Genomic DNA, 14,768 nt, shown 5'->3' on the forward strand with positions numbered 1-14,768 from the left:
GTCAGGCGTCGAGCACCTGCCCGTCCCGGCGTACGACGGGCGGCTGGACGCTCCAAAGAGGGTTGCGAGGCGTCCACTAGGTAGTCGGGTAGGCGGGCTCTTCCATAGGCAGGGTCGCTGGGCCGTCGAGATCATCCGTGACTCTACGCGAACGGGGCTGCGGGAGAGTGATGGATCCGTACGGCAGGGGACCTAGCCGCTCGGCGAGTATCTGATTGACCACTGCCAGAGCCAACGACTTCGCACGTTGAACCTCCCAAGGCTCCCCCTGGAGCCCTTTGAGGATGTCCAAGACTTCGTCCATGCGGGCCTGCAGCGCTTCGAGGTTCTCCTGAGTCAGGGCCTGCACCGCTACTTCCGCGTCATCCGGGTGCTGGGCCAGGTGAGTTGCCCAAGACCTTGCGCCTGCCCGTTCTAGGTGCCATCGGTAGAAGGTCGCCTTTTGCTCGTCGATGGATGAGCTCATCTTCTGGGCATGCTCGGCCCCGGTTGGTTCTCTGCTTGGGTCGCAAGCTCTGTCCTGATCACGCAGGGTCTTCGGACCCAAGCCGATCACATGGGGCCTCCTTCCCGACGAGCGCAAGCCGGGGGACCGGCGGGAGAAAACAGCAAGAACACGGCCAGCGAACGACTCAGCTGTCAGCGTCATGCCACACCACCGGTTCCTGTCGCATTCGGTTGTGCAGCCAACGTTGGATCGGGAGGTGGAACATCGACCGATGGGCTACTTGTCTGCTGACCTGGGAGATGACCCTGTAGAGGCGCAGCCGCAGGCTGCTGCGGTTGCTGGACCGACTCCAAGGCGGCAGCCCCACCCTCTTTGGCAAGAGCTGTGACCAGGATTGGGGCGAACTTCGTCAACCTCTCGATGGTGGACAGCGCGCCCAAGCCGACGAGGTACATAACCAGCGGCACTGCCGTCGGCGGATAGGTAGCCGCCACGACTCCGGACACGGCCCCGCTGACAAGCAGGCGAAGCGCCGCCGCGACACCATAAGCAAGCCGTCCCGGTGCCGGCAGGTTCTCCTCGCCGGGCCTGACGTCAACACTTCGCTGCGGAGGATCGATCGTGTCCGACTGCACATTCCAAGGCATCTGTCGGTGCCATCGCACTGATCTGATGATGTCGAGGGCTTCCATTGAGGCGCCGCCGAGCACGCCCACCCATGCAGCACTTAACCAGTCCATGGTCTGAGGCTAGGTGGCCACCGGCCTGAGAACTAGAGCACTGCTGATGCCAACGAAGGCACGATCAGGGCAGAACCGTGCCCCATCCGTGCCCGATCGAGCGGGAAACCACGGGGAACAACGGGCCGCGACGGTCACCGGACACGAGAGCGGCAAAACCTGTAGAAGGATCTGGCCCAGTGGGCTCAAGCCCACCAGGTCAGGACCGACGAGTCGCTGGTGAACGCAGATCGTCCCGCATCAGTCGTTGTAGGTCTTCCAAGGCAGCGAAGAACGGTCTTATCAGCTGCTGATACTCGCTCGATTCGGTTCCGGCTGGATGCACAGCCAGCACATCGCGGGCCGCTCGAAGCTGCTCATATGTTGACATCGCCGCCCGGTATACGCGATCAGGGGCAGCTATCGCCAGCTCGCGGAGAACCGACTTGGCGTCACTATGTTGCGGATCACTTAAAAAAGCGTCATGGACCGCTTGCTGTCGACCGAGCCCGGGTTGTTCACGCCATGCAGCCACTGTCATACGACTGTGCGCCTGCGCCAGAGCAGCCAGGAAACGCACATAAACGGCCCGCTTCGCCTCCACCCACTGCTGTTCCTGCTCCCGCCTGGAACGAAGTCCATCGGTGACCAAGGTGGCACCAACACCAAGGACCGCCCCAAGTCCGACAACCGCCAGAGTCCCCCACTCCATGACCGGAGAGTACGCAACCAGTCATTTTCGGTCCAGATGGGCTCTGGTATCCGCGATGGACTCTCGGAGGTCAGAGCGCTTCCTTGTTCTCCGTCGGCGCCTCGCCCGACTTACGTACCGGAGGCAAGACGCTCCACGGGAAGTTGATCCACTCGTCGGTCCGCTTCCACACGTACTCGCACTTCACCAGCGACTGCGTCTTCTCGTAGATGACGGCGCTGCGCACCTCGGCGACGGCGTCGAGGCAGAAGTCGCGGACCAGCTTGAGGGTCTTGCCGGTGTCGGCGACGTCGTCGGCGATCAGCACCTTCTTGTCGGTGAAGTCGATCGCGTTGGGGACGGGCGCGAGCATGACCGGCATCTCGAGGGTGGTCCCGACGCCGGTGTAGAACTCGACGTTGACCAGGTGGATGTTCTTGCAGTCGAGCGCGTAGGCGAGTCCGCCGGCGACGAAGACGCCGCCGCGGGCGATGCTGAGCACCACGTCAGGCTGATACCCGTCGTCGGCGATGGTCTGGGCGAGCTCGCGCACGGCCACGCCGAACTGCTCGTAGCTGAGGTTCTCGCGCATGCCGCTCACACCTGCGTCCGGTGGAAGTTGAGGTAGGACCGCGAGGCCGTGGGCCCGCGCTGCCCCTGGTAGCGGGAGCCGTAGCGCTCACTGCCGTACGGGTGCTCGGCCGGCGAGGTGAGCCGGAACATGCAGAGCTGCCCGATCTTCATACCGGGCCACAGCTTGATGGGGAGCGTGGCGAGGTTGCTCAGCTCCAGCGTCACGTGCCCGGAGAACCCGGGGTCGATGAACCCGGCGGTGGAGTGCGTCACCAGCCCGAGCCGTCCCAGCGAGCTCTTGCCCTCCAGCCGCGAGGCGAGGTCGTCGGGCAGCGTGATGACCTCGTACGTACTGGCCAGCACGAACTCGCCCGGGTGCAGGATGAAAGGCTCGTCCCCCTCCGGCTCCACGAGCCGGGTGAGGTCCGCCTGCTCCACGGAGGGGTCGATGTGGGGGTAGCGGTGGTTCTCGAACACCCGGAAGTAGCGGTCGAGACGTACGTCGATGCTGGACGGCTGCACCATGGATGCGTCGTAGGGATCGATCCGCACCCGCCCGGCGTCGATCTCGGCCCGGATGTCCTTGTCTGAGAGAAGCACGCCCCGAGAATACGCAAGGCGCGCGCGGCGACCGAATCCGGCCGCCGCGCGCGCCTGTGCCCTCTGTCTGCGGTTTCCCGCCGCCTTCTTGCCGCTGCCGTGCGGCTGCCTCGCCGCGTGCCTGCCGGCGTGTGTGCTTTCCGTTACCGCTTCTGCAAGGTCACCGGCACGACGCTGCGAAGCCGCGCACAGCGCGGACACCGCAGCAGCCGGCCGGGGCCGAGGCGCTCGGCCTGCTGCATCGGGAACGAGGCGGCGGTGAATACGTGCCCATCGGCACAGCGGACGACGGTGCGCTCCATCAAGTCCAAGAGTCCCTTCCCCAAGAGCCGCGTCTGGCTTGCTGCCCTGACGACAAAAGCCACGTTACGGGATGAAAGGAACGGCCCTCCAGGCGGCACCCCGGACGCCCGCCGACGGCCACACGGTACGCCCCGCCGTATGCCCGCCGCAGCCGCTTCCACACCCTGAAACACCGTCAGGCCCCCAGGTCTTGGACACCGGGTGCCTGCGATGAGGTAGAGTGAGCGAGCGTCCGGATCACTCCCGGTGGGGAGGGTCTGGATCTTGCGCGGGTGTAGTTTAATGGTAGAACATCAGCTTCCCAAGCTGAGAGCGCGAGTTCGATTCTCGTCACCCGCTCCACGAAGAAGGCCCAGGTCAGAGACCCGGGCCTTTCTGCTGTTCATGGTGATCACTCGTCGCGTGCCAGATCCGTGCCAGAACGCTTCTCGTCGGCCTCCCGGGCAGCGGCGGCCCGAGCCTTCCGGACGGTCGCGTCGAGGCCGGCGGCGACCTCCTCCTGACGCTCCTCGTCGGAGTGCTGGTAGATCAGCGCGGCCTTCTCGGACGACTGCCCGGCGCGGACCATCGTGTCCTTGAGGGTGGCCCCGGACCGGGTGGAGAGTGTGTGCCCGGTGTGCCTGAGGTCGTAGAACCGGAAGCCCTCGGGCATGCCGACGACCTCCCGCGCCCGCCGCCACTTCCGCCCGAAGGTGCTGCGCCGGAAGGGCGCCCCCTTCTCGCCGACGAAGACCAACCCATCCGGTCCCGGCTCGGCGTACGACTCCAGGTGCCACCGGAGCTCCCGGCGGAGGAACGCGGGAAGGATCACAGTCCGGGTCCCCGCCTCCGACTTGGTCTCGCCCTGGACCCGTCGGCCGTTCATCCGCTCCGGCTCGGCGAGACGGACCCGGACGCGGAGGGTGTCGACGTCGACGTCCCGGCGACGGAGGCCGGCCAGCTCCTCCGGCCTCATCGGACCGTAGGCGCCGAGGTACACCATCAGCCGCCACCGCATCCCCACCGCGTTGGCGAGGGCATCGACCTGGGCCACGGTGGCGATGCGCCGCTCGACCGCCTTCTCCTTACCGGCGCCCTTGATCCGGCACGGGTTGCGCTGGATCAGCTCGTCGTCGACGGCCGTCTCCATGATGGCCTTCAGGAGCCGGTACGCCTTCGCGGTGATCGTCTTGGCGCCCGTGATCCGCAGCCGTTCGGCCCGCCACTCACGGACACGGGGCGCGGTGATCTCGTCCAGGTCCAGGTCCGCGAAGGCGGTCAGGTGCTTGTCGAGGAGGTAGCGGTAGAGATCCCGGGTCAGCGGAGCCAACTCGCGTTCCTCCACCCACTTGTCGGCGTAGGCCCGGAAGCCCACCGCGCCGGCCTCCGGGTCCCTCCATTCGCCGCGGCGGATCTCCGTCTGCTTCTCGGCGAGCCAGTCGTCCGCGTCGGCCGTCGTCTCGAAGGTGAAGGGAGCCGGACGCATCACGCCGTCCGGTCCGGGATAGCGCGCCTGGTACCGACCGGAAGGCAGCCGTCTGATCGCTCCGAAGCGGCGGCGCCTGCCCCTGCTGTTGGCCATCAGGCAGCCCTCCCGTACCGAGCACGGGGCCGCCGGCGTGGCTCCACCGTGTGGGACGTGATGAACTCCTCCACCGCGCTCGCCGGGATACGGACGTGTCGGCCGACCTTCACGTACCGGATGCGCCGCTCCTCGATGAGCCGCCGCGGAAAGCGGGCGGTCGTCCCCAGCAGCTCGGCGACCTGGTCCACGGACAGGTAGCGGTCGTTCATGCGGTCGGCTCTCCTTCCGTTCCGGGAGCGGGTTCGAGGGTGGCGGCGAGCCAGCTCTCAGCGCCGGAGAGGCCGGTCCCGGCGAAGACCCAGTGCGCGAGGACGAGAGTCGTTTCCTGGCCGGTGTCGACGACCGGAACGGCTTGGGCGCGGCGCCATTCGGCGCGGGCGTCGCGGAGGGCGCCGAGGGTGGTGGAGTAGCGGCGGGACTTGGTGGAGAAGTGGCCGCGGAAACCGAGCATGTGGGCCCAGGCCCGCAGACGGAGGTCTGCCAGCTCGGGGCGTGCGCCCAGGGTCCAGGCGGTGCGGATCATGCGCCGGGCGTGGTCGGTGATCCGTGCTTGGGCCAGCTCGGCGAGGAAGCGGATCGGCCGGTCGAGGGTGCCCGTCGCCGTCTCGGCGCCTTTGGTGGCGTACTTGGCGACGTACGCCGCTACGGCCCGTTCGGTCAGGTCCTGGCCGTCGTTGAAGTCGGTGGATCGGATCGTACGGACGTCGAGCTGTCGGCCGAAGACGAAGGTGTGCGGCCGGCCGTCGACCTCTGGGCCGTCGACGCGAGCGGCAGCGGCGGCAGCGCGGATGGCGTCGGTCAGCAGCTCGGCCGTCGCCCAGGCCGGGGGTGCGGTTTCGCCGCCCTCGGGGCCGTCGAGACGGATGACCGCGTGGAAGTGGACGGCGCCCCGCTTCTGGTACTCGGCCACCTTGGCGAAGGAGACCCGGGCATGGTCGCGGAAGGCCCGTTGGGTGAGGCCGGCTCGCTTGGCGACCTCCCGGCGGAGGTAGATCGAGAAGCGTTGCCAGAGGGCCCCGGCGTGCGCGTTCCACAGCACGGCCGCTTCATAGTCGTACGTGTCCGGGTCGAGGGGTGTGCCCAGGGCGGGGTCCTGGTCGTCGTGGCGAAGGCCGCAGCGGCAGGGGCGCCCACCGGAGGGGCGGTTGTGGACCGGGCCGAAGCCGGGGGCGGTGAAGGTGGCGAAGACGCGCGGGTGGGTGGCGACCCGTTCGGGGGTGCCCTTGCCGCCGCGGAGTCCGGCGGTGATCAGGTGGTAGGTGTCGCGGCGGTAGGTCTCGGCACAGGCTGCGCACCGGGTGGCGCGGCGGTTGTTGCAGCGGACGAGGAGCTGACCGGCCGGGAGGGTCGATGAGTCCAGGTGGTGCAGGACGCGGCCGATCTCGCCGGTCGTCCGGTCCACCGCGTACTCGGTGCGGTGGCCGTCAAGGCGTACCGGGCGAGTGCAGCCACCCAGGCCGGACAGTTGGCGGGCCAGCTCGGGCAGGGTGCCGAGGGAGGCCAGCATGGAGAGTTCCGCCAGTGGAGGCGGAGTCTGCCGGGTGATGATGGGAGTTCCTTTCGGCTGTCGTGACGGTTCGGAAGGGACGGCCCCGGGGCGGCGGGATGCTTGGCGGCGTTTGCCGCCCCGGCGGCCGGTCAGCGCTTGTGCGCGCTGCTGACGAGGGAGCGCAGGACCACGGCGGCGATGGCCACGGACACGGCCGAGACGGCGACCGCCGCCAGGAGCGCGGTGAGCACGATCCCGACGACGACCACGGCGGCGACCGCGCCGGCACCGATGCCCACGTACGGGGCGACCGGACGACCGGCCGAAGAAGCCGGAGGCTGCGTCTGCTGAGGCGTGACGGGCAGTGCCGGCGGAGTCGGGACGTCGGGCAGCTTGGGACGGAACACGGCGGATCTCCTTGTCACTCGTGGGTGCCGTTGACGACGTCGACCCCGGAGCGGGTGCCGGACTCGATGGCGGGGGCGAGGAAGGTGTGCGAGAGCCAGAAGCCGAAGAGCGCGATCACGACGGCGACCCAGAGCCGGACGCCGAGGAACTTGATCGCGGCCCAGGCGATGATGCCGAGGACGAAGACGAGCGGCAGCGAGACGGTCACGGAAGCTCCTTCAGCGGACGGCGCAGCGGTGGGTACGGGCGGCCAGCTCGGCGGCGGCGCGGCTGTCGTAGTCCGTGGCGAAGCCGCAGCGCGGGGCCGTGCAGGCGGCGGTGTGCTTCTCGCGGCCCCGGCCGTCGTAGTAGGTGGCGACCTGCACAGGGCCGATGCGGACGACGCGGCGGAAGCGGCGGTTGGCGGTCATCAGGGGATCTCCTTCGGGTCTTCGCCGGTGAAGTCGGTGACGTGCTCGGCCAGCCATCGCAAGATCTCGTCGCCCTCGTACGCGTCGGCGGCGAGGATCACGGGCTCGGCGATGAGCACGGCTTCGGTGAGGCGGTTCTGTCGGGTCAGCTCGGCGGCGCGCTTCAGCGCGCGGAGCGTGGACGGTCGCACGGGGGAAAGTCCTCCGGGTCAGGTCAGGTGGGTGGAGAGGGATTCGGCCAGCGGCAGCGGGACACCGAGCCGGGCGCGAAGGGTCGAGGTGTCGATGGGGGTGCCGGTCCGGGCGCGGTGCTCGTCGGCGACCTTGCGCGCGAGCGTGACGAGCGCCGGCGGGACCGGGGGCGTGGAGGGCGGAGCCGGTTCCGGCTCCGCAGCGGGCAACTCGGGTGCGGGGGCAGGTGCTTCGGGCGCGGTGGGCCTCGGGGCTGACTCACGTTCCCCCGTCGAGGTGTCCGCGGTTGCTCCGTGGGCGAGCAGCGTCCCGCCGAGGAAGGCGATCGCAGGCCATCCGGCGACGAGGATGCGCAGCCAGTCCGGCACGTCGTTCAGGTCGAGCAGCCCGGCCGTGGCGACGTTGGCGCCGAGCGAGGCGGTCAGGGCGACGAGGAACCAGCACCACCCGGCCGCTTTCGCCTCACCGGAGCGCAGCCGCCGCCAGGCCGCCACCAACAGCAGGTCGACGGAGACCGGATAGGCCCACGCCTTCCAGCCGTCCTGCCCGGCGGCCAGCGCCAGATCGTGCAGATGGGCGAAGGACAGCGCGGCGGCGATCAGCGCTTGGACGAGTACGGCGTCGATGCGGACGGGCAGGGCACGCACGGCGCAGCTCCTTCCGGTTCCAGGCATGGAGGGGGTAGGGACGTGGCACGGGACGGCCGTGCCGGCCGTGGGCGGGGTGCGCTTACTCGGTGACCGGACGGCCCGTAACCACGGACCCGGACGGCGCCTCTACCGGCATCGGCGGAACGTACGGCCGGAAGGGATCGAGCGCCGGTACGTCGGGGGCGAGGTGAGCCGTCGCGCGGCAGATGGCCGCGGCGTCGGCGAGGGAGAGGTAAGGGGTACGGATGCGGGACCAGCCGCCGGAGGTGTCGCCGACGACGGCCAGGCCGGGCAGCTCGGCGGCGATGGCACAGGCCGCGAAGACGGCCTCAGGGGCGATGTCGCCGAGCGCCATCTTCGCCGAGGCTTCGTCGTTCACACGGTGACAGACGCGGCCGGTGAGCTGAGCGCGGAGCATGGTCGCGCCCTTGCCCAGCTCGGCGCCGAAGCGCTGTCCACAGACTTCGAGGTAGATCCCGGCGGCCCGGCCGAGTTGGGCGAGCCGGATGAGCTGGGTGACCATCTCCTCCCGCCGCTCCTCCTCCTTCCGCGTGGCGACGAGGAAGAGTTCGGCCACCTCGTCGATGAAGAGCACAATCGGGGCCGGGCGTTCGTCCTTCGGCAGTCCCCAGACGTCCGAGGTGATCAGCTCTTCCGGGGTGCCGGGCGCGATGCCCTGCCGGGCCTTGATCAGGTCGTATCGGTCCTCCATTTCCTTCACGAGCGCGGGAAGCAACTCGGCCGCTTGGTCCGGGTCGGTCGCCAGGGCGGAGAGCCGCGGTGCGAAGGGCGCCAGCTCGACCCCGCGCTTGCAGTCGATCCCGACCAGAGCCACCGGCTGAGCAGCCAGCCCGGTCAGCAGGTTCCGCAGGTACATGGACTTGCCCGAGAGCGTGGCGCCGAGCACCAGCTCATGCGGCACGGCCCGGTAGTCCCGCACGAGCGCGGTCGCGTCCTCCCGTAACGCCACCGGGATCCGAAGCGGACCACCGTCCAGCCGACGGGGCATCCGCACCTTCCGCAGCACGTCGAAGCCGACGAGCCGCAGTTCGACGACGCCCGGCTTGACGTCCCGCACGTGGACGGCGTGGACACCCCAGGCGTGCCGGAGGCGTTCGGCGGAGGCCGCCACGTCCGCCGGCTCCTGTCCCGGAGCCAGCCGCAACCGCATGCGCAGGCCGGTCGCGGTCGAGCGGATGACGCCCCGGCGAGGAGGAACCGGCCGGACCTCACGGCGGGTGGTCGCCTGGACGGCCAGCGCCCGCCACCGGGGCGGTTCGACGGTCAGGCCGCAGGCGTCCATGGTCGAGGAGTACGAGGCCAGCAGCCGGACCACCGAGAGCGGCAACCCGACCGTGGACCAGTACACCGCCGGGTAGGCGTGCCGGGCGTAGGAGGCCCCGCCTATCGCAGCGAGCGAACCGCCCAGCTCGGCCCACGTCACCAGATCCGTCACGGCGATCAGCCCGCCTGAGCCATCGGGAAGGCGCCCGGAGCGACGGCGGTCGCCCGGTAGGCGATGCCGTGCCGCTCCTTGCCGTTGAAGACGCTCTGCCACGGCCGCGCCACCAGACCCGGAAGCGAGACCGGGGCACCGACCGTCAGGCCCTCGGTCACGCCGCTTTCCGGGACGGTGACCTGGATCAGCGACGACTCACCCTCGTCGATGTAGACGACGCCGACGGTCATCAGCGCCTCACCGGTCCCCGCATCCTTGGCGATCTCACCGGTCTGCCGGTCGCGCACCTTCGGTGCCGGAGCCTCGGTGAGCAGGATCGTGGCGGTCGAGGCGTCAACGCGAATCACACGCACAGGGATTGCTCCTTCTGAGAGTCGACCAACCCGCCAACCTGACAGGTTGACTTAGCAAGTTCGAAGCTAGAGATGACAGGTTGACTTGTCAAGCTGCTATCGCGGAAGTCTTGACCCAGGCGGGGGTCAGTTCAGACGGTAGGTGTCTTCGAGTTCCTGCCGGTCGGCAGGCAGTAGGGCGTCAGCAACCTGCAAGGCTCGACCGGAGGCGTCGCACGCGATGACCAGGACACTCAGCACGGGGACGCCGTCCGGCAGATCCAGCAGCTCGGCTTCACGAGCTTCGGGCAGCCGAGCGGAGACCCGCTCGGTCACGTGATCGAAGCGGACCTTCTTCCGCGCTTCGAGGTGTTCACGGGGACTGCCGCTCAAGGGCTCCCCGGACTCCAGCTCAGTGCCTTCCACCAGGCCGGCGGGGAAGTACGACGAGACCAACTCGACAGCTTCGCCGTCCTCCTCGACCAGGAAGCGGCGCATGAGGACTTCGGCCCTCTTCGGCAGACCGAGCGCCGAGGCGACCCGAGTCGGGACAGGCACGTGCCCGACCTCGATCAGGCGGCCTGCGCCCTGCGACTCGTCGCGCTCCAGCGCCTCACGCCCTCGCCGGTCCTTCTGCTCGACGACTTCCGGGCGACCCCGGACGATCGTGCCGTACCCCTGCCGGGACTCGAGCCAGCCGTCCCGCTTCAGCAGCTCCAGAGCCCGGACGACGGTCGGGCGGGACATCCCGAATGCCTGCACCAACTGGTTCTCGCTCGGTACGCGGGTGCCAGGCGCGTACGTGCCGTCCTCGATGCGCCGCTGAAGCGTCTGCGCGAGGCGCACGTACTTCGGTGGCTCCACTTCATACGCCATGAACGCCGCCCGTCAAGATTGGCCAAGTCAACTGGTCAACCAGCCTAGCGACAGATTCAAGGTGGCAGTAGAAGAGGTGGGTTATCCCATCACGCCGGCCAGGCATCGGCGACCACGAAGGAGACGACCGTTCCACCGAAGCAGCTGGGCCCGGAGCGCCAGGAATCAGCGATGGAGTCGACCAGGAGCAGCCCCCGCCCGTGAGCGTCGTCCGCCTCCGGGTGCCGCAGCCGCACACTCGCCGGGAAGCCCGGGTTGTGCACGTCGACGCGGAGCGCGGTTCCCTCGCGGTACCACTCGACCCGCACCACCCACGAGTCGTCCGACCTCCCGTAGCGGATGGCGTTGGTCACCAGCTCTGAGATCATCAGCGTGCAGTCGTCGATCGAGCAGGCCGGGTTGTAGGGAGCGATGAACTTCCGGAACCAGCGCCGGGCGCGGGACACGGATTCGGGCTCCGGATGCAAGGTCATCGCTCCGAGCCGCGGTGAGTCCTCACAGGGGTGGCGGTCGATCGTGTAGTAGGCCATGCGTGCTCACTCCTTGCCGCTGCCGTCGCAGTCGAGGCAGCGCCGCTTCGACGTGGCACGGCTGCGGTCGTTGGCCACGGAGAGCGCCAGCGCCGTTCGGGAGCCGACGCGCTTCCATCCACGCCCCCGACACCCCCGGCAAACTAACCGCGCGCCCTGCACCGGCCGCCGACTCGTCACGTCGTGCCCCCTTCTCCTCCGAGTGGCCTTAGCCACTTTCTGGATAGTGGCATTAGCCACTTCGGAGACGCAAGCGGTTCGCCGGAACTGGCGAGTCAGTGTCAGGTGAGCGGGTAGCCCTGCTCGAACGCCCAGCGATGCGGCGGGTAGGTGGCTTCGGCGAACTCCAGAGGGCGGTCCTGGAGGTCGAAGACGACGTGATGGACGATGAGGACCGCGGACCCCGGCTCCAACCCCAGGTCGGCTGCTTCCTCGTCCGTGGCGGACCGAGCACACATACGGTCCTCGGCATAGCTGCCTTGACGCCCGGTCATCCGCTCGACGTACATGAGCGTTCCCTCCTGGATCCGCCCGGGATCCGTGAGCTTGGGCGCCCGCTGGCCGACGTCCGCAGCAAACCACGAAGTGGACAAGTTGATCGGACCGTCCTGGTTGTTCGTCACCCGCCGGCGGTGCACGGCTCGGCGATCCTTCACCAGCCCCAGCGCCTCGGCGACGTAGTCCGGAGCCTCCAACCAACCGGCCGAAGTGATCACCGCGTACTCACCAGGCGTGTAGATCTTCCCGGTCTGCCGGGCGCGCCCGTACAACTCCCGTGCACGTCGGTTCACTTCGAGGCTACGCACGTACGTCCCCGAGCCCTGGCGCTTCTCGACCAAGCCCTGATGGCTCAGCGCCTCCAGCGAGCGCGCGGCCGTGGGCCGGGACACCTTCCAGTCCGCAGCGAGCTGCCGTTCCGAGGGGACCTCGTCCCCCGGCCGCAGGTCACCCCGAAGGATCTGGTCACGGATGTAGTGGGCGATCTGGAGATACTTCGGTTGAGCCTCTTCGATCTGCGGCATCTCCCCTCCCTTCCTCGTCCAAGTGGCTATGGCCTTTGGCCACTATAGGGTGAGTGGCCAACCCGTGAACCCGTACTCTGAGCGCATGACGCGGTTGATCGTCGCAGCAGGAGGAGGAGGCGACGCAGTTGCCGCCGCCATGCTTCACGCCGCCCTCTACGGCGACGAGGACCAGGCGGTGATCCTCACGTACGCATGGGACCGCCTCCTGATCGACCCACTCCCGGGACCACGAGGAGCCGACAGCTTCACGGGACTCGAACCCGTCACTCAGTCCGTCTGGTCGGTGCCGACCGAGGCCCAGCCGATCGCCCCGGCGGGCTCCACACTCCCCCGACTCGCGGCAGAGCTCCCGCACACGCTGGCCCTGCTCGACCCGCACCACGGCGCCGAGGGCATCACCCGCCAACTCGAAGAGTTGGTGTCCCACCTGGCACCGGCATCGATCGATCTGCTCGACGTCGGCGGCGACATCCTCGCCCAGGGCGACGAACCCACCCTCAAGAGCCCACTCGCCGACGCCCTCACCCTCGCCGCCTGCTGCCAGGTCAACGCCCCGATCCGCCTCCTGGTCGCAGGCCCCGGACTGGACGGCGAGATCTCCCCCGACGACCTGCGTCCCCTGCTCGGCAACCTCGTCCACACCTTCACCGCCGAGGACGTGGAGACGATCGGCAGCATCCTGGAATGGCACCCCTCAGAGACCACCGCCATGCTCGCCGCAACAGCCCAAGGAGCCCGCGGCATCTGCGAGGTGCGCGACGCCGGCCTCCCCGTCCCCCTCACCGACGAGGGACCCACGGTCCACGAAGTCGACCTGGATGACGCGGTCAGCCGCAACAACCTGGCCCGCGCCATCATGACGACCGCCGCCCTGGACGAGGCCGAGGCCCACAGCCGCGAGATCTGCGGCTTCTCCGAGATCGACTACGAACGCAACAAGGCAGCCTGGTTGAAGGACCAGCCATCGGTGCCCCTTACCCCCGAGGACGTCTTCTCCCAGCTCGACCGGTTCCAGGCAGATGCCCGCGCCCGCAGCATCACCCACACCACGTTCCGCCACCTCACCGAGGCACTGAGCCTCAACGGCTCCCAGCGCGATGAGCTACGTCGGCTCCTCATCAACAGCCGACCGGACCAGTACGACGCTCCGCTGTGGAACATCGGAGCATGAGCGCGTTCGCAAGCGACCCAGGCCTAGACGACATCCGGGACGCAGCAGGCCACGGCACAGAAGTCGACGTAGCCGTACACCTTCAGGACGGCACCGTCAGGCTCTCGCTCCTCTGGACACAAGAGATCCTGCTGAACGCCGACGACGCCGACCAGGTGGCCCAGGCACTTCAACGTGCCGCGGAACAGGCGCGCAAGATCACAGCAGCCAGACGATCAGATAGGCCAACCGAAGCCTGAATCCTACTGAGTTACAACCTTCTCTACGGGTTCAAGGCGGCTCGCTCCGCTCGCCGCTCGCGGCCCGCCCGCCGGCCGGGCCTGCGCTCCTAATGGTGCGGTAAGACGCTAGGCGGTTTTCCGTCCGGGGTCTTTGGGCGGGTCGGCATGTGGTGATCCGTAGCCGCTCCTGAGGCCTGACCTCTCAAGACAGAGCCGGCCTCACATGCCTGCCCACCCAGTGAAGCAGCGCCGGGGGTGGCGGGGCCGGCCCGCGCTCATGCCTTCGTCCCGCGCGGACCGGCCCCACCACCCCCGCTCGCACACAATCAGCGGCATCGTTACCTCTCGTGGTCCAAGCCGCCGCCAGGGAACACCTCTCACCGCTCGGCGAACGCACCAGTTCCGCAGCTGACCGAGACCCCTGGCGACCGCTGGGATTGCGAACGGCTAATCGGATGACGGGCCCCGAGCCCTGCCATTAGGGAGACGCGCAACCCCGCCACGGCGACGTCCACCACATCACCGCCACCCACTCAGGGACACCACCATGACCAGCGTGTTCTGCGGCATCGACTGGGCCACCGACCACCACGACATCGCACTGCTCGACGAAGCCGGCACCCTCCTGGACAAGCTCCGCATCCACGACACCCCAGAAGGCCTCAGCCAGCTCCTGAACCTGCTAGCCCAGCACGGCGACAGCCAAGACGACCCGATCCCGGTCGCCATCGAGACCTCTCACGGACTCCTGGTCGCCTGCTTACGCGCCACCGGCAGACCCATCTACGTGATCAACCCGCTCACCGCGGCCCGCTACCGCGACCGCTACGCCCTCAGCCGCAAGAAGTCCGACCACCTCGACGCCAAGGTCCTGGCCCACATCCTGCGCACCGACCCCGCCGAACACCGGCCCCTGCCCGCGGACAGCCACCTCGCCCAGGCCATCACCGTTCTGGCCCGAGCCCACCAGGACGCCGTCTGGGACCGCGTCCAAACCGGTAACCGGCTGCGCTCCCACCTGCGCGAGTACTTCCCCGGCTTCCTGACCGTCTTCAAGCACTCCCGCGAAGGCCTCGCCTCCCCCGTCACCCGCACCCTGCTCGCCGC

Annotated in this window: 20 protein-coding genes and 1 tRNA gene; 4 read left to right on the forward strand and 17 right to left on the reverse strand. The window is 68.7% G+C overall.

Features of this window, described 5'->3' with window-relative positions; translation table 11 throughout:
• Positions 1-645: 645 nt before the first annotated feature.
• The 4 genes from CCN29_RS35295 to dcd all read right to left on the reverse strand — a co-directional run bounded on the left by CCN29_RS35295 (position 646) and on the right by dcd (position 3,031).
• Complete coding sequence (locus CCN29_RS35295; RefSeq protein ID WP_143661277.1) at positions 646-1,188, reverse strand: hypothetical protein; 543 nt, start codon at positions 1,186-1,188, stop codon at positions 646-648.
• Between the two features lie 199 nt (positions 1,189-1,387).
• Entirely contained in the window at positions 1,388-1,879 is a 492-nt protein-coding gene (locus CCN29_RS35300) for a hypothetical protein (RefSeq protein ID WP_143661278.1), read from the reverse strand.
• 70 nt (positions 1,880-1,949) lie between these two features.
• Positions 1,950-2,450, reverse strand: coding sequence for a phosphoribosyltransferase (locus tag CCN29_RS04765; protein WP_031017986.1), 501 nt, complete (start codon positions 2,448-2,450; stop codon positions 1,950-1,952).
• 5 nt (positions 2,451-2,455) lie between these two features.
• A complete protein-coding gene (gene dcd, locus CCN29_RS04770; RefSeq protein ID WP_006134627.1) occupies positions 2,456-3,031 on the reverse strand; it encodes a dCTP deaminase in 576 nt (191 codons plus the stop codon).
• A gap of 571 nt (positions 3,032-3,602) precedes the next feature.
• Here dcd and CCN29_RS04780 point away from each other — a divergent pair.
• Positions 3,603-3,676 (forward strand) — tRNA-Gly (locus CCN29_RS04780).
• Between the two features lie 49 nt (positions 3,677-3,725).
• Here the strand turns inward: CCN29_RS04780 and CCN29_RS04785 are convergent.
• From CCN29_RS04785 to CCN29_RS04845, 13 genes are all read right to left on the reverse strand, one after another.
• Entirely contained in the window at positions 3,726-4,895 is a 1,170-nt protein-coding gene (locus tag CCN29_RS04785) for a tyrosine-type recombinase/integrase (RefSeq protein WP_086680177.1), read from the reverse strand.
• A complete protein-coding gene (locus CCN29_RS04790) occupies positions 4,895-5,107 on the reverse strand; it encodes an excisionase family DNA-binding protein (protein WP_058916388.1) in 213 nt (70 codons plus the stop codon). The genes CCN29_RS04785 and CCN29_RS04790 overlap by 1 nt, the downstream gene beginning before the upstream one ends.
• Positions 5,104-6,405, reverse strand: coding sequence for a replication initiator (locus CCN29_RS04795; RefSeq protein ID WP_086680179.1), 1,302 nt, complete (start codon positions 6,403-6,405; stop codon positions 5,104-5,106). The genes CCN29_RS04790 and CCN29_RS04795 overlap by 4 nt, the downstream gene beginning before the upstream one ends.
• 131 nt (positions 6,406-6,536) lie before the next feature.
• A complete protein-coding gene (locus CCN29_RS04800; RefSeq protein WP_086680181.1) occupies positions 6,537-6,794 on the reverse strand; it encodes a SpdD protein in 258 nt (85 codons plus the stop codon).
• A gap of 14 nt (positions 6,795-6,808) precedes the next feature.
• The gene (locus CCN29_RS04805; protein WP_086680183.1) at positions 6,809-7,003 is read right to left on the reverse strand and encodes a hypothetical protein; all 195 of its coding nucleotides are present in this window, start codon (positions 7,001-7,003) and stop codon (positions 6,809-6,811) included.
• A 10-nt stretch (positions 7,004-7,013) separates the two neighbouring features.
• A complete protein-coding gene (locus CCN29_RS04810; RefSeq protein ID WP_086680185.1) occupies positions 7,014-7,205 on the reverse strand; it encodes a mobile element transfer protein in 192 nt (63 codons plus the stop codon).
• Positions 7,205-7,396: an RING finger protein gene (locus tag CCN29_RS04815; RefSeq protein WP_086680187.1), complete on the reverse strand. Its 192-nt coding sequence runs from the start codon at positions 7,394-7,396 to the stop codon at positions 7,205-7,207. The genes CCN29_RS04810 and CCN29_RS04815 overlap by 1 nt, the downstream gene beginning before the upstream one ends.
• An 18-nt stretch (positions 7,397-7,414) precedes the next feature.
• Positions 7,415-8,044, reverse strand: coding sequence for a DUF2637 domain-containing protein (locus CCN29_RS04820; RefSeq protein WP_086680189.1), 630 nt, complete (start codon positions 8,042-8,044; stop codon positions 7,415-7,417).
• Positions 8,045-8,126: 82 nt separating this feature from the next.
• Positions 8,127-9,503: an FtsK/SpoIIIE domain-containing protein gene (locus CCN29_RS04825; RefSeq protein WP_086680191.1), complete on the reverse strand. Its 1,377-nt coding sequence runs from the start codon at positions 9,501-9,503 to the stop codon at positions 8,127-8,129.
• A gap of 5 nt (positions 9,504-9,508) precedes the next feature.
• Positions 9,509-9,859: an SCO3933 family regulatory protein gene (locus CCN29_RS04830; protein WP_086680193.1), complete on the reverse strand. Its 351-nt coding sequence runs from the start codon at positions 9,857-9,859 to the stop codon at positions 9,509-9,511.
• Between the two features lie 126 nt (positions 9,860-9,985).
• Positions 9,986-10,714, reverse strand: coding sequence for a GntR family transcriptional regulator (locus CCN29_RS04835; protein ID WP_086680195.1), 729 nt, complete (start codon positions 10,712-10,714; stop codon positions 9,986-9,988).
• 89 nt (positions 10,715-10,803) lie between these two features.
• Positions 10,804-11,244 carry an ATP-binding protein gene (locus tag CCN29_RS04840; protein WP_086680197.1) on the reverse strand — a complete coding sequence of 147 codons (441 nt, stop codon included), beginning with the start codon at positions 11,242-11,244 and terminating at the stop codon, positions 10,804-10,806.
• A 281-nt stretch (positions 11,245-11,525) separates the two neighbouring features.
• Positions 11,526-12,266, reverse strand: a complete 741-nt coding sequence (locus tag CCN29_RS04845; protein WP_086680199.1) for a GntR family transcriptional regulator — start codon at positions 12,264-12,266, stop codon at positions 11,526-11,528.
• Positions 12,267-12,351: 85 nt separating this feature from the next.
• Between CCN29_RS04845 and CCN29_RS04850 the strand changes: the two genes are divergently transcribed.
• The 3 genes from CCN29_RS04850 to CCN29_RS04860 form a co-directional block, all read left to right on the forward strand.
• Positions 12,352-13,440, forward strand: coding sequence for a DUF1152 domain-containing protein (locus CCN29_RS04850; RefSeq protein WP_086680201.1), 1,089 nt, complete (start codon positions 12,352-12,354; stop codon positions 13,438-13,440).
• A complete protein-coding gene (locus CCN29_RS04855) occupies positions 13,437-13,679 on the forward strand; it encodes a hypothetical protein (RefSeq protein ID WP_086680204.1) in 243 nt (80 codons plus the stop codon). Before CCN29_RS04850 ends, CCN29_RS04855 begins: the two co-directional genes overlap by 4 nt.
• A 529-nt stretch (positions 13,680-14,208) precedes the next feature.
• The coding region (locus CCN29_RS04860) for an IS110 family transposase (protein WP_143661279.1) at positions 14,209-14,768 on the forward strand (560 nt) is incomplete at its 3' end.

This window comes from Streptomyces pseudogriseolus (assembly GCA_002154585.1).
Lineage (GTDB): Bacteria > Actinomycetota > Actinomycetes > Streptomycetales > Streptomycetaceae > Streptomyces > Streptomyces pseudogriseolus.